Here is a 26,466-nt window from a genome sequence, read left to right as displayed (position 1 = left end):
TTAGTTCGTTAAGACTGCAAATGCGGTTTCAATACCTAAGTCAACTTCAGCTTCTCGTTGAGAGACCGTGTAGAAAGGTACAAAGACATCCACAGGCACACCTTGACCTTCAAACCAATCACCTTGCGGACTCAAATAAAATTCGTTAGATAAACCTATTCGAAATGCATTGGGTAAGTCCCATTCCATAACATCAGAAAACGCGCCATGGCTGCTTTCACCTGCAAGTGTGACTTGAGGTAGTTGCGCCATGCTGAGTGAAAAAGCTTCTGCGGCTGATACTGTGCTTGAGCTAGTAAGCAATACAGTTGGTCCGGTAAAGCGAATTCCAGAATGGGGCTCTAAATAAACGTCTAGTAATGGCGTACGGCTATTACCATTTCTAGCTTGCTTGCTATAAGCATGAACGTTCGAATCGGTAAAGCGATTCGCAATAGCAAGGCTAACGAAGTCGTGTCCGCCATCGTTTGTACGTACATCAATGATTAAACCGTTAACATGCTGTAAGTCATTTAAAGCTTGATCAAGTGCTGAATTAACTACGCTTATGGTTTGCACAGCATAACCAAGCTCATCAAAATCGGCCGGATCCGCATAACCTGCCATACTACCGATGTATAAGTAGCCTAAACCTTGATTTTCAAACCAGCGAATATACCCATTTGCAGCTATTTGGATATCGCTAGGATCTTCGGCATAATCAGCAACTAGTTCCCATTGGTTTTCTAAATGAGCCATTATGTACGCATTTGCGTCATCGACTAGATCTTGGGTAACTAAATGGTCAGGAATAGGGAAAGGTAAACCGTTTGTATCAGCAAACTCTTCAACTAAACGCTCAATTAACGTGGGTTTAGTTAAGGTTTTGGCAGACCAACCTTGTTGAGCTTGGATGTAGTTGTGCCCATCAGATAACGGCACAAGCGTTTGTTCCATAGCTAAAAACAAGGAGAAAGCGTCAGAATCGTTATGTAATTCCGAACCCGCATCATTGAGCACTTGATTCCAATTTACGTTATTAAGGCCAAAGTCGACATAATATTCAGAAAATATTTGCCCGTATAAATCCCATAACTCAAGTATGTCTAATGAAGCAGCTGTGTCATCCAACATCGATATCACATTATTTTGGCAAGACTCGGGTAGCTCAACTACTTGATCAAAGTGAATACCTGGTACTTTGCTGTCTGCTGTGCCAAAGCCTGAGTACCATTCAAGTTGTTGCGTTTCATCGGCTTCTCGAATGAGTCGCTCAAGATCTTGCGTGTTTACATCCATTTCTTCAGTAATATGAAGGCAATAGTCACTGGTATGCCGGTACACATTGACACTGTGAGTACCTATTTCCATACTAAGTGCATAGCCTGGTGCTTGCCAATTACCTTGATATTTAGCTGCGATAGCGTCGCTAGGGCTGGTTACAGTCGAGTCGTTTGAACTGCCACAGGCGCTTAATAAAAATGCTGTAGCTATTGATGTTGCCAGAGATTTAAGTTTCATAGTCCTTTCCTTAGTTAGAGTAAATATGTCCTCACATTAGTCGAAGCCCTTAATGGGCTTAACGTTTGAAGACGGCAGGAGTATGAATAAAACCGGATGTTTAGGTGTACAGGTAAACAGGGAAGGACAATAAAACGTGAAAAAGTGGTACTAGGTGTTTATTTTAATCAAGGGGGATTAACCGTTTTTTTTAAATTCAGACGGTGTCATTCCTACATGTTTTTTAAACGCAGTATAGAAAGCTGAGCGAGAATTAAATGCCGAATCGATCGCTATATCCACTACACTTTTTTTGCTTAGCTGCGGATCTAATAATTGAATTTTTGCATAGTCGATTCGTAGTCTATTGATATAATCAAAAAAGTTGCTATCAAATTTTGAGCTTAGAGTTTGTGACAAATAATTAGGTGACACTGTTAGATGCGCAGCAAGTTGAGGCATACTCAAATCTGGTTCTAAAAAAGTACGTTGCTCTTGCATCAGTGTATTAAGTTTATTAGCAATACGCTGCATATCTTGATCTGTTAACGCAGACTTACGATATTTAATATTATCGTCATTCTTTTCTTCGGGTAGGCTAGCGGCAGGATTATTTAATGCTCGCTTTAATTCAGTTATATATACTTGCTCACTTTGCCTATAAATTTCTGGTTGCAACAACCCCATTACGCCAATATAGAAAATGACAATAATAGAAAAGTACTCCATAAACCCCATTATCTGAGTGAGCTCTTCGTATTCTTGGAAAAAAAGTAAAATAGAAATTCCTTGTAGTAAACCAAATAGGAACAACCACAACATATTGGTAAGCCACATCAGGGTTATTTTTTCTTGGTAAGAAAAAATATCTTTAATTCTATTTTTATGCTCCAACAACATTTTAATACTTAAAAATAAATAAGCGCTAAAACTCACTATCTTTAATAAAACTTGTCCTCCAATACTATAGGATATATAAGCTGGCCATTCTGAGGGAACAGCCCCTGTTTCCATCATTAAAAGTTTACTTTCGAAATCCAGTGACCAATACGGTATCGACAAAACAATACAAACGAAAAGCACACTATAATGCTTCAAAAAATCGTAAGGGCTGTTGTCTTTTTCTGGGTAAGTGATAGACCTGACATACCAATACAGTGCAATACCGACTGTCGCGTCAAAAGGTAGATTAATTCCAACTAAATAAGGAAACTGGAATATATATCCAGTATCCAATAAAAACTTTTGTAATATTTCCACACTAAAAGCGAGCAGAATAAAAGCTAAATGCATGTTAACCAGTCGGTTTATCCGACTTCGAAAACACAATAAAATAGCAAAAACAATGCCTTGCCCTGCGGCTAAAAATAATAACAAAGAGTGGATACTTACATTCGCAGACATGGCCATACAAAAATTTAATTACTCATCAAAACGACGTCATTATCGATGCGTTAAGTTTCCTATTAAATGTTCAAACTTGGAAGTAAAATGATTCGAAGGTAGTAAATTTTTGGTTTAGCCTCAAACAACCTTATAAAGATTATCCTTTCAAAGCTCAAAATTAAACGACAAGTGATTAAGGTAGCTAATATGCCAGTAGTGACTATCTAGATTTCTCAGCCACCCATAACTTGATCCTAAATATAAGCCTCAGAGGCCATTGTCTGAATATTACTTTTTCAGAAAGCTTTTTTAACTCACTCAAAGCTGAACGGGTAAAGCGAAAAAATCTACGCAAGCCGAAGTAATGCAAAAGCTGATTTGTTTGATTACATTGAAGTGTTTTACAATAGAACAAGACTACATAGCCATCTTGGTCATGTACCCCCTGATGAATATAAAAGCCCGAGTAGCAATACTCGGGCTTTTTACCTATTCAAAATCTGAAAAAATGACTCTATAAAGATTTAAGCTCGTAAATGTTCAAACATTTTCTCAGATGAAAAACCATTTAAATCACCAGATGCCTGACAAGCTATTGTTTCTCGTCTTTTATTAACACTACATGTCACTTTGGCGTTTTGAGACGGAAGCGCAAATCTTATAGCACGTTGTAAGTAGTACTTAACGTCATATAAATTTCGCCCCTTAAATTCGATTTTACACTTGAGGAAATCTTCAACCACACACTTTGAATTACGTAAAGTCGCTCGGGAAAAATAGTATTTAGGCTTTCTTCTAGGTTTATAAGAACCGCGTATTTCTATCACTTCCGTGGGTTCAACTTGTGCGTTTTCTTCAGCAAAAAAGTCTTGCTGTTCCTCTTCAGGTATATCTAATAGCTTCATTATCATTACGGTTAAAAGAAACTCATAACCCATCTCCTTCACATAATTCAGCCCCATGCTACGCGATTTGAAGTTTGCGTAAAACATACCAATATGCGAGGCAAAAAAGTCAAAACTCTTATCACTACTCACTGTAGTTAATGGGATCAGCTCTGATGCTCCTACTAATGTTTGACCATTTAAACAGTTGGTTAATTCTAAAGATAATTGAAATTGATCTTTAACGTAACCACTGCCCCTATCTCCTCCCAAGAATGACTTAGTGCCTTCATAAAATGGTTGCCATCCTTTTTGATTCACTTCTATTGCTCGATCAAAGTTGGTTACGGCAGCCCTGAGGAGCATTCTTCGTTTAGCTGGCTTACCAGTCATTGGATCGGAACACAGTCGAGCCATGGAACCATGCATAGGTGTTAATACTCGCACCTTAGTACCACGAAATACATCCAATGCTTTTAGTCTTAAAAGTGGCGATGGCTCACCAAACAATTTAGAAATAGCATTTCTGCCGTCTACCAGGTTAACTGAATCCATTATAACTAGCTCGAGTGAGGCATTTCCGTCACTACGCCATTCTGGATCAGCAGCTATAGTTGCCGCCATTTTAGGAAGAAAATTAGCTTGTTTGAACCCTAATTCAAACTTGGGCTTTCCTGTATAGCGATCAACAATCTCACTTCTTGCACGCTCTGCCGCCAAACTATTAAATGAAATAGCAGTGAGTAGTATGAGCAGAACATTCTTAGTCCAAGCTTTCATTACCTGATCTTTCATAATTAACTCCTAGAAAATATTAATTTGTTGATTTATGGAATACAGTGCATAGCTATCGCCAAGCTCGATAGCATTAACAACAATGGGTTTACGCATACGATGGCCACCAACAATACGAATTGTGATTTGAATATCTGCTTTTTTAACACTGGGATCTAAACGGAGGTAACCCGCATCGAAACCTTTTCTAGCGTCAACTTTTAGGTACACTCGTAAGCTAAGTTTTGCCCCACTGTAATCTTGAATCGCATCTTGATACGCACGTATGGCCTTCCATTTCTTTTTAGTTGCGTCCAAATATATAAAATTTGGTTTAGCCAAAATGTCAGCACTACTCGAAATAATAAGTAGGGCCAACATGGATTTGAGTGAGATATTCACTTACTTACTCAGATTCTATTACTGAAACGAAATACAATTAAGACACATTTGGCTATTTTCCAGTGTCAAATTATATGCACTGATCATTTGCGTGATATCAGCAAAACCTAGATTACTGCCATCAATAAATACCTGATTTGCAGCTAATGTAGAGCCTTCTGAGATGTTAAGCGTGGTAGCGGTAAACTTTTGGTCAACCCCAAGAAAACCGATTAAATTGTCGTTAAGATCAATTTGGTTCACATGCAGGTTTGAATCGTTAACTTCTGCACCGTTTATAACCGCCACTTGATCAGCTATCATCACAAACACAGTGGTATCTTGAACCGCCACGGTATTAATTTCTGCCAGAGAGTCGACGAACCTTACCCCATTCAATTCAGCAGCTTGAGCGACTGAAAATACAATAGAATTTGACCCTTTTTTTCCTCCTGAGCCTGAACTATCGTCTTCGTTGTCTCCTCCGAACACTTCCTTTAAATCAGCAGCAACACTCAACGACTCTTTAGAAAACTTTAATACTCCTTTGGCAGCGTCAAGCTTGGATGCTTCACAAACACCTACAACTCCTAACGCGACAGCGATAGCCAGTGCATTCATTGTCATTTTTTTCATGGTATTTACCTTGTCATTAATAGGATTAAATTATGCGTTAAGCAGTTTGTAGAGACTGACTCAATCGCCGAGTAAATATAACGAGACAATTTGGACATAATGGACAATCCGAGCAGAAAATATGAGACATTTACTGGACAAACATCTAAAAAACAGGACAAAATATTGAATTAATTAGGTTTTTCAATTTTTAAAGGAAATTAAATGTCGAATATAGATGTAGCATTTAAGTGGGCCGTAACTTTAAAAATTATTAAAGATCTTAATAAAAGTGGGGATTTAGTTTATTCAGACGAACTCTTAGGTAACGATTTAGGGACCTCTTATAAGTCAATTCATCGCTGGACAAATCAAAAAGCAGATAGTCCCCGTCTTCATAATTATGAGGTTAAATTAAAAGATAACTTTGGAATTTCCCTAAATACCATATTAAAAGCTCAAACAATTAGTGAACTCGTTTTAGGCCTGAGTCAAGAAATGGCTGATACTAGATTTGACGACAAAAAAGTTAAATTTTACATTAATTTGTACGGCCAAAACGAAATCAGCCAAGCGGCCAAGCTAGCACCTCTTCCCACAGAAGTATGTGAAAAAGAAAACGCTGAAGAATTAGAGAGCTTGAATCTGTATTTTCAGAAAGCACCTAGCGAGCCTCTATATTTAAACGAGTTAACACTAAGTGATAAACATGCCATTACCCAATATTACAAAGGAATGTTAAGCAGTTGGGTACCTATTCGAGCAAAAGTCCCTATTCCAGCCAGCATATATAGTATTGAGCGCTATCACAATTATCCTTATGCTCTCAAATTAAAAAACCAGATACGTTTGTTAGTAAAAGAAAAACTCACTACAGTACTCAAAATATATGGTCCTGCGGGCTCTGGAAAAACTACCCGCGCCTATGAGTTGTCCTACGAATTGAGTAAAAAAGGCGAAACATGCTTACTGAGAAACTCGTCGCAAGATTTACTGAACGTTAAAACCATCACAGCATGGTGTCATAATTTACAAGCTCGTGAACAAAGACTGTTTTTATTCTACGACTCACCTAGCCAAACACACTACTCGGAATTAAATACCTTGTTAAATGAGGTTAACAAAACCTATATTGATAATTTAACGATAGCGATTTTCGATTCTGAAAAAAACGCAGAAAACCAAACTTTCAACTCCATAAACCTTAATACCTATACTTACCATATGGATGAGAGGTATTACGATGAAAGCTTGCTTGATTTATATTGTGAAAAATTAATCTCATTAGAAATGTTCGATATCCCCATACTTAGTGAAACTCAAACCATTGAAGAGTACAAGGAACAGCTAACCAGCAAAAAAGTAAAAATACCTTTGGTCATGGCTTATGAGTTAACTAACAGCAAACTACTTACACAAAAACTAATCTCTGAATTTAGTGATATCAGATCAGATACGGCAAAAGAGATATTTCAATTTACCCTGCTTCTTAGCAAGTTTGGAATTTGGATAAGTGACGAATTTTACACCTCAATTTATGATGTATTAGAGTATCGAAAAGTCGTGAACCAAGATCTTGCGGGATTATTATGTTCCGCCAAAAATGCTTTGTATGTAAGAGATATATCTATTGCCCAAATATCTTCCTCTCAAATATTTACACTAGTTGAGGAGGAAATTCGCTTTATACGAGATTATTTAAAACATAACTTAGCAAACGTAAAAGTCGATCATACGAAAGCGCACATGAGCCGGATGTTAGCTGAAATTGCCTATAAACTCATGGCAAATACAGAAAACGCAGAGATTGTAGTGGAATATATCAATGATATTTTTCACACAATAGAAAAATTTATTAATGTCCGAGATTTTAGGGCAATGCTTTACAATACAGTCGCTACTTTTTTAATTAAAAATGGCAAAGAGAAACAAGGTATTGATATTTATCACTTAGGCATAAAAAATGTGGAATCGGAACACTTTTATATGCAGTTAGCTCGCTTTTATTTACTCGAGAAAAATGATGAAGAAAAAGCACTTAAATACTTAAAAAGTTGCATAAAAAAAAGCACTAATGTCATTGTTATTACTGAATATTGCAGACAATTAGTTGAGGTCGGCTCAATAAATAAAGCAATAAAATTATACAAAAAAACAATTAATGAATTTCCAGATGATCCCGGGATTTTTACTTCTTATGCAATGCTACTTTATAGCCAAAATAGAACTGAAGAAGCCTTATCCGTTTTTCAACAAGGTTCACTCGGTAAACCCGACACCCAACTCTACACGGCTTGGATAAAAACCTTGTTAAAGCTTAAAAAAGATCAACTCGCTTTAGATGTGTTTGATGAAGCAAAAGCTAATATTGTGCCTGAAAGCGGTATTTATGCAGTAATTGCTAACCACTTCTGTAACAGAAATAAATTGAAGATTGCTGAAGCCCTATGTGAAGAAGGCTTAAAGTTTAACCCTACTGCTCATCACATTGCCATTACCGCTAAAGTATTGAGGTATCTTCGAAAGTTTGAACGAGCCCATGAAATATTAAACAAGTATGGCAAACACGATGATGCATATTTAGTCGCTGAACGGTTTTCATTACACTATGAAGCTCAACAATACGATTTATGTGTGCAAACGATTTTGAAAACAAAGAAGAAGGTATTAGAAGATACTAATTATCTATATTTCGCCAATAAATTGTATCAACAGCAACAATATGAACATGTTGAAAGTGTTTGTAAAAAAGCCCTTGAAGTACAAAAGCATCCCGATTTATATGTACTGTGTGCTAAAGCATTACAAACACAAAACAAGCCAATTCAATCTGTAGAATTTATCGTTGAAGGTTTGCGTGAGCATAACTGTAACAAAAACTTATTGAGAGCTCTTTGCGCTAACTTTACAGATGAAAATACTGGGTTAATAATTGACATACTAAGACGTAGGCTTAACTTAAAAAATCTACTACTCAATAGTCCGTTTGTGATCATATTACTTTCAGCAAAACATCAGCATAATTGCTTATCAACTATATATAGTAAAGTTAAAATGTTATTGAATTCTGAAATGCGTAAGCGGTTTACAGCTGAATTAAAGGCTACAAGTTTTGTAATGCCGGACAAATAGAAAGTTATCTACTGGCTGCCTTTGGATGACGTTTATGACCCAACTAAAACCTTTGATTTATTCCATGGTTATTCACAATTCAAAATTTGAAACAATCACTTTTTAACGTAAACCAGCTTTAGTCCTGTTTGAATGTAAATTAGGCCATGTTACTTTAAGAACATAGATATGCTCACTATCACCTAAGTTTGTTTTACCTAATGAAGCTAAAAAAGCGCCTTTGTTTGCTGATGTTTATATTTTTAACCTTCAACTTAGATGGTGAAAATATCATTGAGGAAAATAGCGATATAGAAGCACCCGATCTAGTTAAATTAACCCCAGTTCAGGAAATTCAAGAATCGACTAAAGCTAAAACTAAGCAAGGCCTCCCAAAAAAACTATTATCACCTCAAGGCCAATTTCAGGTAAGTCAAATTCATCAATGTGAAATCAAAGTTGATGCAGAGGTTATCAACAATATTCGATATACCCTAAGCAGTTTTGCACAAGAGATGGCGTTACAATCCTCGACTCATACGCTTGGTAACAAGCTAAAAGTGAATGTAATTTCAGCTAACTTTAAAAAGGCGACTATCGATAAGTGGCTTGAGAAAGTTAACATTATTTTGTCGGTCTACAATGAATTATTCGACCTTAAACTAACTGAAGCTCTGGTCATTTACTTAGTCATACTGCCTGATATTGAAAGTTATCATGATGTACTAGCTAGCTTGTCGATTGATAGCAGTGATAGCCAAGGAAAATACCTTAGTAATAGTAATTTTTCTTTTGTTGCTTATAGAGATGAAAAACAAATAGGAAAAACGGTAGCGCATGAACTTGTGCATGCTATTAATCACGCTCTTTTGGGGTTTCATGCGAGATGGCTAAACGAAGGGTTAGCTGAATATTTTAAGAATATTGAGTACACAAAACAGGATGATGTATTTGAAGTTTCACTCGATAATTACAGCAGAAAAAAATTGCCAGCTCCTTTTTCTATTGCTGATCTTGTTTATGCTGAACAGGACTGGGCTCCAAGTAAAATAGACCCAACTCAAAGAAGTCGTTTATATCTAAGCGCTAAAGATCACATCAGCTATATGGTGGAGTTCATGGATGAAGCAAATGTTGTAAAACAACTAATGGCAGAAGAGCGAAAAGATAGGTGCTCAGAACTTTCTGCAAGTGAATATTTGCAGATAATTGAAAAGGATACTTTGTATTTTTCTGAGACATTTGATGATTGGTTTAGCTCTAAACCAGAAAAATAGTTATACAGATTTATTTACAAGGCCAATATCCATGCTTTCTTATTTTTTTGAGCTCTATCAATATTTTCAAATACCGATTACAGAAAATAATTAATGACTCAACGAAAATTTAAAAAGACTTAATCAAGACACTTAAATGAAGTAATAGTGGTGCTCTTTCAAGTTCGACTAACGTAGAGTAAGTCCTTTTAAAATTCGCCCAAGGGGAATGCCCCAGCGAGTTTTGCCCATTTCTTTTTAAAAAGAGTGGGTTCTTGATATTTGAAAGGAAAGCAACCATTACTGCACACCAATGCCTTGTGCAAAATCCGCTGGAAGCATTCTGAGTGTTCACATATCAATATGAATTGGTATAACGTAAGTTGGCATTTTTAAGTGGCCAAAGAGCTCTCGGAGTGATTGGAGGTTAAAGAATCCGAGCCGCGGTGATTAAAAAATCCCCTATAACACTTTCTGTTATAGGGGCACATTTAAGTCTGCACGTTAAATCCGGAACCTGTGTTCCCAATAACAAAGAGCTGACTTACATCTGTTGTTTAGTCAATTCTAATTTAATTTTTTGATTTTCTTGTTGTAATTCGACTAACCTATCTTGTTCCTTTTTAGCTGTACCTCGCTGCTTTTCATAATTTTCTTCTGCAACGCAAGCGCTAATACTTTTTCTATTATCGTTATAGCTGCTTTTTTGACTGGCTGACAATTTACCATAGCCGCCAACTTCTTCGATCACGGCTTCCCAATTTTCACCGGCTGCATATTTTAAGTTGCAATTTAATGTCCAACGTAGTTGGTTGCGACTGTTTTTTAGACAATTTTTAATATACAACTAAATAATTTTTAGTTAGTTTATGAAATTAACCGATGTAGGTGAAAACTGTGATGTATTAAGTGTTTGGACTATTTCAGTTATACACTGTTTTATTTGTTCAAGTGTCAACTACATATTTAAAAGCTAATAATCTAAGGGATATGGATGACTAATCAATCTAATTCAAACGATAATGAAAAAACACAATTTGATATTTTTATTAGCTATGCATCAAATGATAAAGATAAAGCTTTTGAAATTTGTGAATCAATAGAAATGCGTGGTCTTAAATGTTGGATTGCACCAAGAAACATCAGAGCAGGTAAGGAATATTCTGAAGAAATAATTAAGGGAATAGAAGTTTCGAAGAGTTTGTTAGTCGTACTGTCAGAATCAGCTAATAACTCTAAATTTGTTAAACGTGAAGTTGAAAGGGCGGTTAGCAATGGAAAACCCATATATCCGTTCAGAATAGAGGACGTTAAACCTTCGTTATCGTTAGAGCTTTTTATTTCTAGTGCGCATTGGATTGAAGCGTGGCAAGGAAATTTGATTGAGCATATCGATAAGCTAGTTGAAGAACTGAAACAAGTGAGTGATGAGCTTTTTGTTCACAACATTAAAGATTTACCGCTAGTAGACAAATTACTCAGGTTTGCACAAAGAAATTTAAACGCAGTTATAACTATTTCAGTTGTTGTAGTACTCGGTATATTAATGTTTGGTGGCAATGATATGCCTGACATCCCTGACATGGGGCCTGATAGTGTTGAAGATCTAGAACTTAAACATTTTACCGTTATTATGAAGCCTGCTGGCAGAGAACTAGATACGAAGGAATTTAGTTTTGGTATTTCAATGAGCAACTCTCCCAACACTGCAATGAAAAATAATCTCAACGGATCAAGCTATCATTTAAAGTTTAGTGAGGGGACAGAATTAAACCCTAATGCCAGCATGTCTTCTTTTTATAAAGTGTTGAAAATGACAGAAATACCAACAGCGCTAACCTTTAGTTATGAAACTAAAGATGATGGGGTAGCTGGCCCATTCGAATATGACCTTTCTTATCTTGTAAACGATATGCAAAAACATCGCTCAGAATTAAAAGAGACTCAAAGGCAACGAGATGAAGAGCAAACGTCTAGAGATATAATAAGAATTAGAGAACGGATCCAACAACGTCACCCGTTAAACTGCCATGACCTCAGAATTGGCCCTGTTATTTGTGACTTTAGTACGCATGAGGATATGAACTTATACACTCAAGCAGTAAGTCAACTTTTAATTGGAAATACATCAACAAATTTACCTATTGTTCTTGAAATGGATAAACTAAGTAGCACCAAAACGGTTGGTGTTATTAAAGGTAAGTATGATAACTGGCACTTACTTTTAGGAATAAATCCTAGCTCTATCTACTCTCAAATTGTTTTCACTGATTCATCAAAAAGCGCAGTCTATCCAGCCCCAATAAATGATAAAAAAACCGATAGCATTTTTGAAGTACCCAGTAATACTCCAGATGCGCCAAAAGTTTTAGTTACTGTGGACAATGGTAGGCGTTATTTGACTCGCAATAATAGGTGGCGTTTAGTCCCAATTGTTGGCAATGAAGTTGAAAGCATAACATGGAAAATATTTACTAACGAAAATAGAAATATGGAGAGTTCTAGGCAGGGGTTTAAGTATATTGAAGCTGAGTCACAATTGTTGGGCTTTAATATAAATTCTGATAATGAGAAATATAAGTCAATCAAGTTTACGTATCAATATAAGAATGGGGCTAAAGAAGTTCATTCATATTTTCCAAAATGGAAGGAATGGAATATGAAAGCAGCTATAAATAATATTGATTTTGATCGTTTAGTAAACTGTCGTATTTCTACTAAATATAGTAGTGAATTAAGCACCTCCTGTTCTATTAACAATTCAGAGCCAATTCGTTTATTGTTTAAGGATATATTGTGGGGAAGTTCACCTACAGAATTAACAAGTATAAAATTAAATAATAAGGACAGAGATTATTTTATAGCTCGATTTGAAGAAAAGGTTTTTAAAGAATTTGATAAAGATAGGTTCGAATTTCTTAAACAAAAAACTTCCAAAAATTCAGATGAACGAGAAGAGTACAATAGTATACGTAAGATTAATGACAAACTAACGAGAGAAGTTACAAGTTATAAAAGGAATTTTAATCCGCATTATAGGGATGTTTTTAACGGTGATAGTGACAAAAGTAATCCAACATTTCTAATTACAGATAAGCCTACTGATAATTTGTTTTTTAAATTCATTACCATAGATGGCAATGCGTCAAAGGTCGTTCAAGTACCAACCAGTTGATCAAAGATTAAAAGCTTTAGGTCACTATTGTGGTGTGGAATTTTGTTTCACAGATAAAGGAATGATTCTATGAAAAAAACACTACGGATTTTTATTTCATCACCAAGTGACTTGGAAGTAGAAAGACAAATAGCCTTACAAGTTATTCGTAGGCTTGAATCCAAGTATCAAAATCATTTAATACTAAAGCCTGTATTGTGGGAGCGTGAGCCATTATTAGCCAGTGGGCATTTTCAAGATGCCCTTGACCCCAGCACTGCCGATATTATGGTGTGTATGCTTTGGTCAAGGTTGGGCTCGCCCTTACCTGAAAACTTTACTGGGGTAGATGGTAGGTCTGGACTCACTGGGAGTGAATGGGAATTTGAATACGGGTTAAAAGCGTTTGAAAAGTCAGGGAGTCCCGAACTGCTTGTTTATCGTAAAACAACTGATATCCAAATAAAACTAGATGATAAGGCATCTGCAGAAAAAGCTATTGAGCAAAAACTTTCGGTTGAACAGTTTTTTCAAACACATTTTCACAATCAAGATACTGATAATACCTTCAAACGTGCTTATTTCCCGTTTGATGCCACCAATGAATTCGAGCAACTGCTTGAAACCCATCTAGCTCCATTATTGGAAAAACACTTAAATCAAGATGCAGCAACTGAAATAAACACCCCCACTTGGTTTGAAGGTTCGCCGTTTTTAGGGTTATCAGCTTTTCACGAAAAACATCACGCTATCTTTTTTGGCAGAACCAAAGCCCTAGGCGAGTTAATGACTCAGTATAAAAGGCAGGTTGTGCAGCAAAAAGGTTTTGTGATGGTTACGGGCATGAGCGGCTGTGGCAAGTCCTCGCTTGTCAATGCAGGGGTTTTACCTTTGATTCGTACTCCACGAGTGATTAGCTATGGCGTGGGTCATATCGAAGTCATTCACACTCGCCCCCAACAGTTTCAGCATGCTCTAGGCCCGCTAACTGGCTTATGTGATGTGTTAATTAATCAGGTACCTGCATTCGCGAATTTAGGTATTGATGCAGAGACATTATGTGAACAAATAGCCCAATCACCTAAAAGCCTTAAAGCCACTCTCAATCAAATTTGCCAGTCTTTAGCGTCAGAGCAGTCCCTGCATGAAAAAGTTGAAGCAAAAATACAAATAGTCATCGACCAAGCAGAAGAAGTGTTTACCACTAAAGCCTTTAGTATTAAGCAACAGCAAGCATTTTGGTTAGGCATTAGCAGATTAATAGATACAGGGTCTGTTTGGTGCTTGGGCAGTATGCGCAGTGATTTTGTTGGCCAAGGTCAAGGCTCTGAACTTTACGAATTAATGCGCGGTGATGGTGACTATAAACTGCAACCACCGAGTATCAGCGAATATCAACAAATCATTGAAAAACCAGCCAAAGCGGCAGGCCTTACCTTTGAAGTAAACAATGACGGTACCTCACTCGCAACAGTGATAAGAGAAGATAGTGCAGCCCAACCCGGCGCACTACCACTGGTTGAATTTTGTTTAGATGAGTTGTTTCGCATAACAGAAGCAACAGAAAACGCTCAACCTTTACTGACTTTTCATGCTTACACTCAGGTATTAGGAGGGCTTGCAGGCTCTATCACCCAAAGGGCAGAATCTGTTATTGTCAGCCTTAAACAGCAGGGAATAGATGTTGATAAACACCTACCAGCACTGTTTAACGCCTTAGTCAAAGTGAATCCAGACAATCAACATGAAGCTGCCACCGCTCGTAATATAAATACTGATCACTTTGCCGACAACCAAGCTATACAACCCATTATTGAAGCGTTAATCAAATCACGTTTACTCATTGTATCTGGCAAAAAGCTACGCATAGCGCATGAAACGCTTATCCATAACTGGCAACGTATACAACAATGGTTAGCAATGGATAAAGAGTTTCAAACGTTTAAAGCGCGTATTGAAAGAGATGTGGCTACTTGGACTCAGGAGGGTAAAGCTAAATCTCGACTGTTGAATAAAGGCAAACCGCTTACCGATGCGCAAAGTTGGCTGACGCAAAGACAGGATGATTTAGGCCCCCAAACATTGACCTACATTGATGCCAGTATTGAAAAGTCAAAAAGCCAAGCACAGCAGCGTGTGGGCATAGTTAGCGCGATCATTATTTTGTTGTCTATGCTTTCCATCTATTCATGGTTCCAGCAGCAAGAAGCGATAGCGCAACAAGAAATTGCACAGATTAAAGAGCGAGAAGCAAATACTGAAAAAGATAAGGCACAGCGAGCATTTGTTGAGGCAACGGCGGTTAAATTAGCCGTGGACGGGAAAGCTACAGTAAAGCAAAATGATTACAATGTTTTACAAGGATTAATGAAAACTCTGGCTGCACATAAACTAGATTCAGGATATGAGGTGAACGATGCTTTGTTTTTTGCTGTGCAGAAGCTTCGACATATCAGAATAATTGGCGAACCATTGCGTGGCCACAATAATCGGGTAACTAGTGTAGCATTTAGCCCTAATGGCAAACGGGTAGTATCAGGTAGTTGGGATATCACACTCCGATTGTGGGATGCCACTTCAGGAAAATCTATAGGTGAGCCCCTGCGTGGCCATAATAACCGGGTAGCTAGTGTGGCATTTAGCCCTGATGGCAAACGGATAGTATCAGGTAGTTCGGATAAAACACTACGACTTTGGGATGCCGCATCAGGAAAACCTATTGGTGAGCCACTGCGTGGTCACACTTCGATGGTAGCTAGTGTGGCATTTAGCCCTGATGGCAAACGGATAGTATCCGGTAGTTTGGATAAAACACTACGACTGTGGGATGCCACTTCAGGAAAACCTATCGGTGAGCCGCTGCGTGGCCACAATAACCTGGTAGTTAGTGTGGCATTTAGCCCTGATGGCAAACGGATAGTATCAGGTAGTTCGGATAAAACACTACGACTGTGGGATGCCACCACAGGACAAGCTATTGGTGAGCCTCTGCGTGGTCACACTGAGAGTGTATATAGTGTGGCATTTAGCCCTGATGGTAAACGGATTGTCTCCGGTAGTGGAGATGCCACACTACGGCTGTGGGATGCCACCACAGGAAAACCTATTGGCGAGCCACTGCGTGGTCACACTTCGATGGTAGCTAGTGTGGCATTTAGCCCTGATGGCAAACGGATAGTATCAGGTAGTTTGGATTTCACACTCCAACTGTGGGATGCAGCTATAGGAAAACCTATAGGTGAGTCGCTGCGCGGAAACTCTACGCCGGTAGGTAGTTTGGCATTTAGCCCAGATGGCAAACGAGTAGTCATAGGTCGTTTGGATAGAACACTACGACTGTGGGATGTCGCTTCAGGAAAACCTATAGGTGAGCCGCTGCGTGGTCACATTGATGATGTAACGAGTGTAGCATTTAGCCCAAATGGCAAACGGGTAGTCTCAGCTAGTGACGATAACACTCTGCAACTCTGGGACGCTACTACAGGAAAAGCTATTGGCAAGCCGCTGCGTGGTCACATTGGTGGTGTAACGAGTGTGGCATTTAGCACAGATGGCAAACGAATAGCCTCAGGTAGTTGGGATAAAACATTACTACTGTGGGATACCACTACGGGCAAAGCTATCGGTGAGCCACTGCGTGGTCACACTTCGATGGTAGCTAGTGTGGCATTTAGTCCTGATGGCAAACGGATAGTATCAGGTAGTATGGATAAAACACTACGACTATGGGATGTCGCTATAGGAAAACCTATCAGTGAGCCGCTGCGTGGCCACACTGGGCAGGTAAGTAGCGTGGCATTTAGCCCTGATGGTAAACGGATAGTATCAGGTAGTATGGATAAAACACTACGACTGTGGGATGCCACTAAGGGCAAAGCTATGGGTGAGCCCCTGCGTGGTCACACTGACGGTGTAACGAGTGTGGCATTTAGCCCTGATGGTAAACAGGTAATCTCAGGTAGTCAGGATAACACATTACGACTTTGGCCTGGCCCCGCAGCCTGGCCAGATTTAATTTGTAATAAACTGACGCGGAATATAAGCCAGAGTGAATGGAGTGAATGGGTCTCCCCCGATATCCCATACCAAGTCATATGTCCTGATTTACCAGTCCCCAAAGGTTGATAATCTAGGACTAATATTGTGATTAAATCAAGAAAGTCTGCTTTGTTCGTGACTTAGGGCACTTTAGTTCACTTAAGCGTTAGCAACATATAAAAAAAGGAATCTCAATAAAGCCTTTGATTTCTATTTATATCAATACTGATTTTTGGCCATAAACCATATGTTGTATCCGGGCTTTTCCTGACGCGGTGATTAATAACTTTTTAGAATATCTATCAATCGCACAGTAAGTAGCCTTGTTGACTGGGGAGATATCAACCATCTATTTAACCCGGCTCTGATTCTTTAACTTCGTATATTTCTAGCCAGTCTGATACCTCTTTAGCACTTACTTCTGTCAGCCTGTTTAATTCTTTATCCAGCAGTTGGCTCGGCTTGCCTTGTTTTACGAAAATTGCATTTCGTATGCTCTTAAAAAAAGCCCGCATGGTTAACGAACGTTGAGAAGAGATATCAAATTCAGAATGATTACGTATGGCAAAAATAGCAGTACCTAATATTGGAAATACAGCAGTACCTAATGTGGAAAACATATACAGATTATTCAACCAAGTTATTGCTACTTCGTCATTTGCATCTAAGCCTTTATTACCGGTAATAAATAATATTGCTTTTATGGCTAACGCACCAACGGTTAGCCAAAATAGCACGTGGGTGATTGTTGTAAATCTTTTACCTATGCTCTGCATACTAGCTGCATTAGACCTGTGATAAGCAATTTGCCCCTCTAACCATTTTGATTTAAGAAACTGAGTTGACTGTTTAATGGCATCTTGAGAATACCTGCAATGCCCAAACCCTATGTGACGGTTAACCAACTCAGCCTGTATACATACCCACTGAGCGCCGCTTTGGTTGTGCCCCATTACCTCACGATGCATGAATTCATCACTACTACGATTAGTAAAAAACGAGAAACATCTTCCAAATTGGCTTAAGTATATGTTGGGCCTAATCGCCTCTGCTAAACAACGATTTTGCAACCATCTATGGTGGTTGTGATGATCTTGTTTATACAAAATAAAAATAAGCGCAAGAATGACAGACTCAATTCCTATTAATACAGATACAAGCCCCTTTGAGTTTTGAAAATTCATAGCACTCGCCGCTGTAATAAGAGCGGCAGCAGCAAATAAATATATCAATAAATAGGTACTACGATGAATTGATGCATACCTTATGGCCAGGGAGTCTGCTCGAAGAAAATAGCTGAACCAAGTATGGGCCTCTTTGGCATTATTTGCTGAAGAATCACTTTTAAAATCTTCACATTCGTCAAGTTTTTGCATTTCTTCTTTGTTATCACTGATTTGCTTTTTGTTTGACATCAAACTTGTAAATGATTTAAAAAATCTGCCTCCCCGTAATCGGTCAGTAATCGAAAATTCAGATCTAATGGGCCCTTGATAATCAAAATCTACTTCGGCACTTTTTGTGTTGGTGACAGTTAATTTAGATTTGTCGGATATATGTGTTTGTAATCCAGCAGATATGAGTGTTAGCTGTTTCTGTTTGTCTGTAATGCTTGCTGGCGCATTTGTATTACTGCTCTCGCGAGATTCATCTAATTTAAACAAACTACCAAATAGTACTATGCGAGAAAGCATGCGCTCTAGATTTTCGTCGGTATTTTTTTCTGGTGCTTCGTCACGGCCAAATCGTTTGGCTTGATGCAGGCGTATTTCAGGGGACTGATTGTCTTGTCTTAAAACCATTTCAATGACTGGTCTGCCAGCGTCATGTGCCAATTGCATTGTGGTTGCAGTGCCCGCTTTGTGATGCAAAGGCGCTATTGCGGTTTTATCTTTAGTAATAACAATGAGTAAGTCTATGTTTTCAACTAAGTACTCAGCACACCGGTAATGTGCTTGGTCTCGTGATTCAGGCGTGCTTATATCACCATCTAATTCTATTAGCCGTGCTTTATCTTGTTGTTTGATTTGATTGGCCAGCGAGTTTAATTCTTGCCAGTCGTTTTGCTTTTGTTCGGTACTTCTTTGCTCGTCGCTAAACCCCATTTCACACTGCTCGAGTAAAAAAGGCAGAATACCAGCGTATTCACAATTCGCTGTGTTTTTTAAACTATCTGAAACCTCTGATGACATGCTAAGGCGGTCAGCACCAATTGCCAATGAACTGGTAAATCTTAGGGTGGGCTGGGTGTAATTGGCTACGTCATAAAATGCTTTAGCAATGGGGCTTTCGTTAATATAGCCTTTGAGTGTTTTTGCAATAGCAGTAGATATGTTACTTAGCGCTTGGGTGGCTGTATTTATGTCGTCTGAACTAAGGTATCGTGGGCCAGCAACCCCTACTCGCAAAGTCATCGGTACTTTAGGGTTTTGCGCTATGTCTTGGTATAGGGCTAATGTTGTGTCATCTAGTATTGTCGTCATCTGCGTAACCTTTACGTGTTCTAATACATTAGCTTAATAAGCTCGGGCAACTGGTCTATTGTTGCTATGTCTTTTTGTTTTTCTGCTTCGGATAGTGCATCCCATTCTATTAAGCTAGGTGACAACTTTTTAGCTGGGTTTTTGCTCCCTTCGGTATAGCGCCAACCTGCAAGTTTTTTCTCGGCCAGCCAGCGGCGATGCTCCATTTGAGCCAATACTAATTTTTTATCTTGAGTCAGAGCAGACTGCACCTCCTCAACTGATGGGGAGCTTGAGTTTGTTAAATATTGGCATTTAATCAATACGTGATCGGCTTGATTTCGGTTGGCGTCTTTTAATATTTCGGGCAATGCGGACCAATCTACCAAAGACGAGTTTTGCGATGGTGAATCACCATTTGCTAACTGCTGGTGAACGTAATCGTCATGAATGGCTTTTGCTAAGGCATCAAGCTTATTTTCAAATACATTGTTGTAGTCACATGTTGCGGTATTTATTTTCGCAAATTTAATATTTTGCTGATGTTTAAATTCATCTTCTAACCATTTGAACGTGCTTTGGTTTTCAAGCTCACACACCACGATTTGGCCTTGAAAAGAATTATCTATTAATTGTTGAATAGCTAACACTTTTTGGTCCGTCTGTTGTTCACACAAATAGATAAGATCAGGGCAAATATTTTGCACTCTTGCCGCATAAGATAAATCTTCGTAACCATCGACTTCAATGGCTTCGAATGTAATAAGCTCATTGACAGCAGAAGCTTGACTCACTAACAGTTTGCGTAAGGAAAGCGCATCTTTATGTATAAGCGCTACATGTAAATGTTCAGCTGATTGATAAAGACCTAGGGAAGCAAGTTTAATAATAAGGTCAATGTATATTTTATCCGAACCTAGAATAACGATTTTTAACGAACTTGCTGTAGCAAAACTATCGATAAGCTTATGAGGGCCATACTCATTCAATAACCATCTAGCGGCAATAGCGTTGTAATCTACTAAGCGCGTATTATGGTTTGGGTGATTGGTTGTAAATAGAGGCCTGTTATATAGCGCGTAACGCAGAGAACGGTTGTGAATTTGGCAAACTGTCTCTAATAAACTTTTACTGCTCGAACTTTGCTTAATATGATGGGTGTCGTAGGTTACTTTTAAGTTTGTTGCATCAGACTGAGTTGCCACAAATAAGTATTTGGCTTGTTTTATATTCACTGCTTGCAACAGTGATTGATCAGATGGGTTTACAACAAATGTAAACACACCATTTTTTCTTAAGTGACCCCAATATTTGTTTTGTTCATTTTTATCTACAGCTAATGTTACCAAACCTTTCTCACGAAATGATAAAGCCACTTGAGCGCTGTGCTCGTCGACGCCAACAATAACTGCATGATCTTTTAGGTGTCTGAACTTTAGTTTTTGTAAGCGACTTGTCATTAACCCCATCGCAGTCTTGATCAAAGTATAACTTAGCGTTGCGGGTGCAAGCCAACGTGCAATATCCAACGAAATAGGTAAAGGACCTTTTTCAGTAAATTGCATAAAGAAAAGATTAACCGATAAATATGCAAGATCACTAAATGTCGCGGCCTGCTTAATAGCAGACAAGTGCTGGTGATAACCAATAACACCAAAGAGAAACGCAAGCCCGCCTAGCACGATAAGCGTAAAGCGTTCTTTCTGTGAAAATAATGAATGTGTATCTGAACCTTTCAATTAATTTCCTTTTAAAGTTTATCCTACAAATAAGACACACAAACTGTGTTTCAGCTGAAACTTAAATGCTAGGTTAGATCAAAAATCACGTTTATTAAATACACAATTTTATAGAGATGAATGATATTGCTGCTCCTTACTAATTTAGCACTCAATATTTGATGAAATTACTGAATTATTCTTTACTAAGCATTCAATTTTCGATAATGAAAAATCAACAAATAACCTAAATTTTGAAAAATTTATTTTGTATCATACAAAGTATCAACCGAATTACGAACGCATCAATGTCCCGTCAACTTATTCTAGGACGGGACACAAAGTTTTCTATCAATATTCTCTAACCTCAAAAATTCTCTTTAAGTAAATTCAACATATCTTCTACCGAAAGCTTAGTGGCGGCTTCGTTGCCGGATAAGAGTTTGTCGGCTAAGTCTCGTTTATGTTGATGTAACGCCACTATTTTTTCTTCTATGGTGTTTTGGGTGATCAAGCGGTAAATGGTCACTGGCCGTTTTTGGCCTATGCGATGGGCGCGATCAGAAGCTTGTTCTTCTACTGCTGGGTTCCACCATGGATCCATGTGAATTACATAGTCTGCGGCGGTTAAATTTAGTCCTGAGCCACCAGCTTTTAAGCTGATTAAAAAGATATCACCTTCACCACTTTGAAAGGCGTTAACTCTTTTTTGTCGTTCTTTTTGTGGAGTAGAACCATCTAGGTATTGATAGCTAAAACCTTTGTTTTCTAGATGTTGTTTGATGATTTGTAAGTGGCCTACAAACTGGCTAAAAATCAACGCTTTATGATTATTTACTTTAAGTTCTTCTAATAGTTCATCAAGAGCTGTCAGTTTAGCACTGGGCAGCTCACTTTCTGCCATGACTAATTTGGGGTGACAACAAGCTTGGCGAAGCTTGACTAGCTCGGCCAGCATTTTTATCCGCTGTTCACCCACATGGCCTTGTTGACCACTTTGACTGATATTGTCTATAGCATTAAGTCTAAGGGCTTCGTAAAAATCACGCTCTTTGGCGCTCATTTCTACTTGAATATTAATCTCGGTTCGGGGCGGTAACTCGGTTAACACTTGATTTTTCATACGCCGTAAAATAAAAGGTTGGATCAAGGTTTTTAAGCCTTGCCTAGCTTTATGAGCAGCCAGTTTATCTTCTTTTGCATTTTCAATAGGTAACGAGAAACGCTCAGCAAAACGTTTAACATTACCCAATAATCCAGGATTGATAAAACGGAACAAGCTCCACAACTCAGTTAAGTCGTTTTCTATGGGTGTGCCTGTGGTGATCATTTTAAAATCACCTTTTAAAGCAAAAGCAGCTTTAGTTCGTTTGGCTAACGGATTTTTTAATGCTTGGGCTTCGTCAGCCACAATCGTGTGCCAATGTACGTTTTTGAGTAATTCACTTTCTCTTTGCAACAAGCCATAACTAATGATCACGCAATCAAAAGGATTTAACTCATTTAACAAGTCTTGGCGCTGCAAACTACTACTAGAATCGGCAAATAATTTTAAATTTAATGTTGGCGCAAATTTTAAGGCTTCTTGTTGCCAGTTAAAACATACAGATGTGGGGGCAATCACTAAACTCGGGCCGTCGCTTGCGCGGGCTAACAACACAGCCAAGGCTTGTAAGGTTTTACCTAAGCCCATATCATCGGCTAAACAAGCGCCTGCGCCCCAATGTGCTAACCGTGATGCCCAGTCAAAACCTACTAGCTGGTAATCTCTCAGTTGAGCTTGAAAAGTAGACGGAATTTGCGGCTCTATGGCATTAGCTTGATGCATCCTTTTAGTTTGCTCATCCCAAGCGTGTATGGTTTTCATACGCATACCTGTGGTGGCTTCTTCAAGCTGTAAGCTAGCTAAAGGGTGAAACTTACCATCATCTGTGACTTGGTTAATTTGCTCTAGCTTGTGACGTAAATCTTCAGACAGGGCGAGTATTTGTTCACTACCTAATGACACAAATCGACCATTACTGGTTTTAACTAATTCGAGTAGTTTGCGAAGTTCAATTACTTGTTCGTTGTCTACTTGCAAGTCACCAGTTATATCAAACCATTCGCTTTTTTTACCCATTTTGAGCTGAAGGTGCTGACTTTCTAATTTTTTGCTTAAGCTTATTTTTTTGCCTTTTGGCCAGCGTAAAATTAATTCAAATTTTGCTAGAGATGCAGCTACTTCTAGTTGTTCTAGAGTCGCTAAAGCAGTTTGTAAATCGTCTTGTATTAATACGTTGTCAGACATAGCTAAAAAAGCCGGGCATGCTTTATCCAGTTCGTCTAATAAAGCCTCTTCTCGCACTAAGTCTCTTTGGGTGGCTAGGCGCTTACCCTTTATATCGCTAGTTAAACTAGCATTGCCAATGCCAGGCTTAAAAGCCGGACCTTGGTCACCAAAAGGCATCACCACACAAGTAAAAGCTAAACCTGTTTCCACAGGTTCAATATTAATGACTAAATTATGCTCACATTCTATTGTGTCTAAGCCAGTATCCAGCTCAGACATATCTGACTGAATATTTAAAAATGGCGCGATAGCAGCGATACCATCTAGCGCTTTTTGTTTCGCACTAATAGGAATTAACAAACCACTTTCACCAATAATTTGCGCCACTTTAACGTGATCAGCTGAAAACTCAGTGAGTTGTAGTCGACTTTCAGACACAGCTCTCAGGTCATAAACTGTTTGTTCTTCTGAGTCTTCGAGACCACTATCAAAGTTAGCAATGCTCAAGCAAAGTTGATTACCTTGTTCACTGACTAACAACTCTGGTTCACACTTAACTATTTCTATGGCTTGGCTTAAGTCATCTACCGAATATAAGTTATCAATACCCACAGCCGCATTTAATGCTGATAAACCTTGCAGCACATATTCGGTTTTTCCATAATATCCCCAAGATTGATACACTCTAATAGTACGACATAGTAACTTGTCGCTGTCGCTCAAGTACTCAAAGGTTTCTGTTTCTTCTTTTAGGCGTTTTAATGAAATAGTGCGTCCTTTGCTCCAACCGGATTTAGTTAACTTTTGTTCTCGGGCTTTTAAACAATCTTCATATCCTTGTTCAAGCTCCCAAATTAACCGCACAGGCTTGACGACTTTAGGTTTGTCATTTGTCGTGTTGTTTGGAGCTTTGGGATTTAAGGCAATCAGTTTATCTAGGGCTAAGTCCCATTGTTCTTTGGTGGTAACCAGTGAACATATATCCACTAGCTTTGAGTCAGAGGAATTGGCGGTAGGAATATAAGCTGTCTGGCCAAAATTGGCGACTATTTGTCCACATAGCTCGGCAAACAAGGGGTAGCCAAGCTGAATAAAATGGATTTGGTATTTCTGAGCTAAATTGGCAAGCTGCTTATCTTTCGCTTGGTTACACCACACCTGTCCTATGAAGTACGTCAGGTAGCAAAGCTGATGACAAAAGAAGTCAATTTCTTCATCAACCGCACTGTACTCGATTTGCACAGAATACTTCTCAGCATTAGATAAACTTTTAATGGGTCGAATATAAACGCGCCCAACTGCATAAAAATCACTATTAACTTTACGGTCACTTTCTTCAAATTCGACTTGTTGTATGGCTGTTGCAAAATAACTTGCATCGTTTTGATTAGCCTCAACCATTAATGCTAGTTTGTAAAAACACCCTAACACTTCATTTAAATATTGTTTTTTACGTTTAGTAAGCTTGTTTTTGGCTTTAATAGCTTGTTCAAAATAACTGAGTGCCTGCTGGTTTTCGCCGCTCAAAAAGCTGTACGCACCCCATAGCTGTAATCCGTAACTACTGGTATCTCGTGGATTATGTAATTTTATAAAATCCTCAAAACGCATTTGATACAGGTATTGTTCGGCTAATAAATGGTGGCAACTTGCATTGTATGATGGGGCTGTTGGATCAGGGTGAGCGTGACAAACTTGTTCTAATATTTGAATAGCGTATTCACAACTCTGTCCGTCTGTTTGACACTGACGAATCAGCGTGGCAAAAGCTTGATACTGAATATTGTTAGGTAATGTTAAAAAATGAGTTAAGTCAAAAGGAATAAAAAACAGGCCAACTAAAACAGCGTTGTTATCATGCTCAATAATTTGTGGATTTTTATTAAATGTTAACCCATCTGCTATTTTGTCGGCTGAATATAGAAAATAGAGATCGCGGATCACTCTATTTTTATCCGCTCTCTTATTTTGCCAATCATAACTATTAGCGACCGGGACTATTTCCTCCCCAGTCATAATAATTTCTAACAATTTATCTTTTGCTGATGCTTTTTCGGTGAATTCACCAAGAGTTGGGAGTTGACCTATTTCAGCGACTAACTTGTTCGCCAATAACCGATTAATCTGTAGCCCTTCTCTGCTCGAAGTTAACAACAACTGTTGCAATAGAGGTTCTTTGTGTTGCAAAGCTGCGCGATAATCCTTTTTACTCAGGGGTAAAAAATCCACATCAACCAACATATCCAATAACAAACCTAGCTTTGTAATACCAATAGGTTTATAGACCACAGCTAAAACTGTTAATACACTTTTCTGAGCCTGTTCAAGACACAAAAAGGTTTGATATAAAGATTCAATTTGATGTTCTGTATTTGGTTGGATTAAAGAGACAAGTTTCATTGAAGGGTTATTTGATTAGGAGCTGAGATTAATGCTATGAAACTAACAAATATAACAGTGCAAAACAAACTTACTAATTTTAAATTTTAGTATTATTACGGCCCGAATAGCAATATTCGGGCTTTTTTGTTTAGTTTAAAACCAACCCTAATCTTAACAAACAAATTTAGATTCTCAGTCAAAAATAGAAAATGAAAATGGTTGTAACTAACTTAATACGTAGAATAGCTAAGTATTTTTTCCACAACATTTCTTATATTTACGACCATTACCACATATACATGGATCGTTGCGGCCAACCTTTGGTGAACTTCTAATTATCGGTGTTTTAGGAGCACAGCAACTGGCATTACTGCAGCTAGATTTCTTGCTTTCAACTGGATTATGACTTTCCATCATTTAATGTCCTCTATTTCTAAATTTTAATATTCGACTCTATCAACGAGATATTGAAACTAATAATAAATAGTTCAGTACCTCATGTGACCATTGCTTAACAAGTCATACATTCGAATTTATGCTTGCACACCAATAAC

15 protein-coding genes are annotated in these 26,466 nt (G+C 38.2%); 5 read left to right on the top strand and 10 right to left on the bottom strand.

Annotated elements, in window-relative coordinates:
- Positions 1–1,500, bottom strand: coding sequence for a S41 family peptidase (locus L0668_RS05565; RefSeq protein WP_235311088.1), 1,500 nt, complete (start codon positions 1,498–1,500; stop codon positions 1–3).
- Between the two features lie 177 nt (positions 1,501–1,677).
- Complete coding sequence (locus L0668_RS20865; protein ID WP_235311087.1) at positions 1,678–2,739, bottom strand: helix-turn-helix domain-containing protein; 1,062 nt, start codon at positions 2,737–2,739, stop codon at positions 1,678–1,680.
- Between the two features lie 471 nt (positions 2,740–3,210).
- On the opposite strand from L0668_RS20865, the gene L0668_RS20860 reads away from it, so the two are divergent.
- Positions 3,211–3,369, top strand: a complete 159-nt coding sequence (locus L0668_RS20860) for an IS3 family transposase (RefSeq protein ID WP_349815628.1) — start codon at positions 3,211–3,213, stop codon at positions 3,367–3,369.
- Between the two features lie 20 nt (positions 3,370–3,389).
- On the opposite strand, the gene L0668_RS05555 is transcribed toward L0668_RS20860, so the two are convergent.
- From L0668_RS05555 to L0668_RS05545, 3 genes are read right to left on the bottom strand one after another with little or no spacing between them, the layout of a single operon-like run.
- Positions 3,390–4,544, bottom strand: a complete 1,155-nt coding sequence (locus L0668_RS05555) for a hypothetical protein (protein WP_235311086.1) — start codon at positions 4,542–4,544, stop codon at positions 3,390–3,392.
- A gap of 9 nt (positions 4,545–4,553) precedes the next feature.
- Positions 4,554–4,925, bottom strand: coding sequence for a hypothetical protein (locus L0668_RS05550; RefSeq protein ID WP_235311085.1), 372 nt, complete (start codon positions 4,923–4,925; stop codon positions 4,554–4,556).
- An 18-nt stretch (positions 4,926–4,943) separates the two neighbouring features.
- Entirely contained in the window at positions 4,944–5,540 is a 597-nt protein-coding gene (locus L0668_RS05545) for a hypothetical protein (protein WP_235311084.1), read from the bottom strand.
- A gap of 204 nt (positions 5,541–5,744) precedes the next feature.
- Between L0668_RS05545 and L0668_RS05540 the strand changes: the two genes are divergently transcribed.
- Together L0668_RS05540 and L0668_RS05535 are read left to right on the top strand one after the other, a co-directional pair.
- Entirely contained in the window at positions 5,745–8,651 is a 2,907-nt protein-coding gene (locus L0668_RS05540; protein ID WP_235311083.1) for a tetratricopeptide repeat protein, read from the top strand.
- A gap of 224 nt (positions 8,652–8,875) precedes the next feature.
- Positions 8,876–9,907, top strand: coding sequence for a hypothetical protein (locus L0668_RS05535; protein ID WP_235311082.1), 1,032 nt, complete (start codon positions 8,876–8,878; stop codon positions 9,905–9,907).
- A gap of 523 nt (positions 9,908–10,430) precedes the next feature.
- On the opposite strand, the gene L0668_RS05530 is transcribed toward L0668_RS05535, so the two are convergent.
- Complete coding sequence (locus L0668_RS05530) at positions 10,431–10,637, bottom strand: hypothetical protein (RefSeq protein WP_235311081.1); 207 nt, start codon at positions 10,635–10,637, stop codon at positions 10,431–10,433.
- A 243-nt stretch (positions 10,638–10,880) separates the two neighbouring features.
- Here L0668_RS05530 and L0668_RS05525 point away from each other — a divergent pair, with 243 nt between their 5' ends.
- Entirely contained in the window at positions 10,881–13,061 is a 2,181-nt protein-coding gene (locus L0668_RS05525; protein WP_235311080.1) for a toll/interleukin-1 receptor domain-containing protein, read from the top strand.
- A 69-nt stretch (positions 13,062–13,130) separates the two neighbouring features.
- The gene (locus L0668_RS05520; protein WP_235311079.1) at positions 13,131–17,165 is read left to right on the top strand and encodes an nSTAND1 domain-containing NTPase; all 4,035 of its coding nucleotides are present in this window, start codon (positions 13,131–13,133) and stop codon (positions 17,163–17,165) included.
- A gap of 266 nt (positions 17,166–17,431) precedes the next feature.
- Here the strand turns inward: L0668_RS05520 and L0668_RS05515 are convergent, their stop codons facing one another.
- From L0668_RS05515 to L0668_RS05500, 4 genes are all read right to left on the bottom strand, one after another.
- On the bottom strand, positions 17,432–19,561 hold the full coding sequence (locus L0668_RS05515; protein ID WP_235311078.1) for a hypothetical protein: 2,130 nt from the start codon (positions 19,559–19,561) through the stop codon (positions 17,432–17,434).
- A 20-nt stretch (positions 19,562–19,581) separates the two neighbouring features.
- Complete coding sequence (locus tag L0668_RS05510; protein WP_235311077.1) at positions 19,582–21,279, bottom strand: RyR domain-containing protein; 1,698 nt, start codon at positions 21,277–21,279, stop codon at positions 19,582–19,584.
- A 346-nt stretch (positions 21,280–21,625) separates the two neighbouring features.
- A complete protein-coding gene (locus tag L0668_RS05505) occupies positions 21,626–25,930 on the bottom strand; it encodes a DEAD/DEAH box helicase (protein ID WP_235311076.1) in 4,305 nt (1,434 codons plus the stop codon).
- Between the two features lie 228 nt (positions 25,931–26,158).
- A complete protein-coding gene (locus L0668_RS05500) occupies positions 26,159–26,326 on the bottom strand; it encodes an SEC-C metal-binding domain-containing protein (RefSeq protein ID WP_235311225.1) in 168 nt (55 codons plus the stop codon).
- Between the last annotated feature and the right edge of the window lie 140 nt (positions 26,327–26,466).

Origin of the sequence: Paraglaciecola algarum, assembly GCF_021532655.1 — a bacterium.
In the GTDB taxonomy this organism is placed as follows: domain Bacteria; phylum Pseudomonadota; class Gammaproteobacteria; order Enterobacterales; family Alteromonadaceae; genus Paraglaciecola; species Paraglaciecola algarum.
The sequence above is the reverse complement of the archived record's forward strand: the minus strand, read 5'-3'. Positions and strand labels throughout refer to the sequence as shown.

Excerpts from the sequence above, each read along its gene's own strand:
- L0668_RS05565 (WP_235311088.1), bottom strand. The coding sequence starts at position 1,500 with ATGAAACTTAAATCTCTGGCAACATCAATAGCTACAGCATTTTTATTA.
- L0668_RS05545 (WP_235311084.1), bottom strand. The coding sequence starts at position 5,540 with ATGAAAAAAATGACAATGAATGCACTGGCTATCGCTGTCGCGTTAGGA.
- L0668_RS05555 (WP_235311086.1), bottom strand. The coding sequence starts at position 4,544 with ATGAAAGATCAGGTAATGAAAGCTTGGACTAAGAATGTTCTGCTCATA.
- L0668_RS05500 (WP_235311225.1), bottom strand. The coding sequence starts at position 26,326 with ATGGAAAGTCATAATCCAGTTGAAAGCAAGAAATCTAGCTGCAGTAAT.
- L0668_RS05540 (WP_235311083.1), top strand. The coding sequence starts at position 5,745 with ATGTCGAATATAGATGTAGCATTTAAGTGGGCCGTAACTTTAAAAATT.
- L0668_RS05520 (WP_235311079.1), top strand. The coding sequence starts at position 13,131 with ATGAAAAAAACACTACGGATTTTTATTTCATCACCAAGTGACTTGGAA.
- L0668_RS05525 (WP_235311080.1), top strand. The coding sequence starts at position 10,881 with ATGACTAATCAATCTAATTCAAACGATAATGAAAAAACACAATTTGAT.
- L0668_RS05505 (WP_235311076.1), bottom strand. The coding sequence starts at position 25,930 with ATGAAACTTGTCTCTTTAATCCAACCAAATACAGAACATCAAATTGAA.
- L0668_RS05515 (WP_235311078.1), bottom strand. The coding sequence starts at position 19,561 with ATGACGACAATACTAGATGACACAACATTAGCCCTATACCAAGACATA.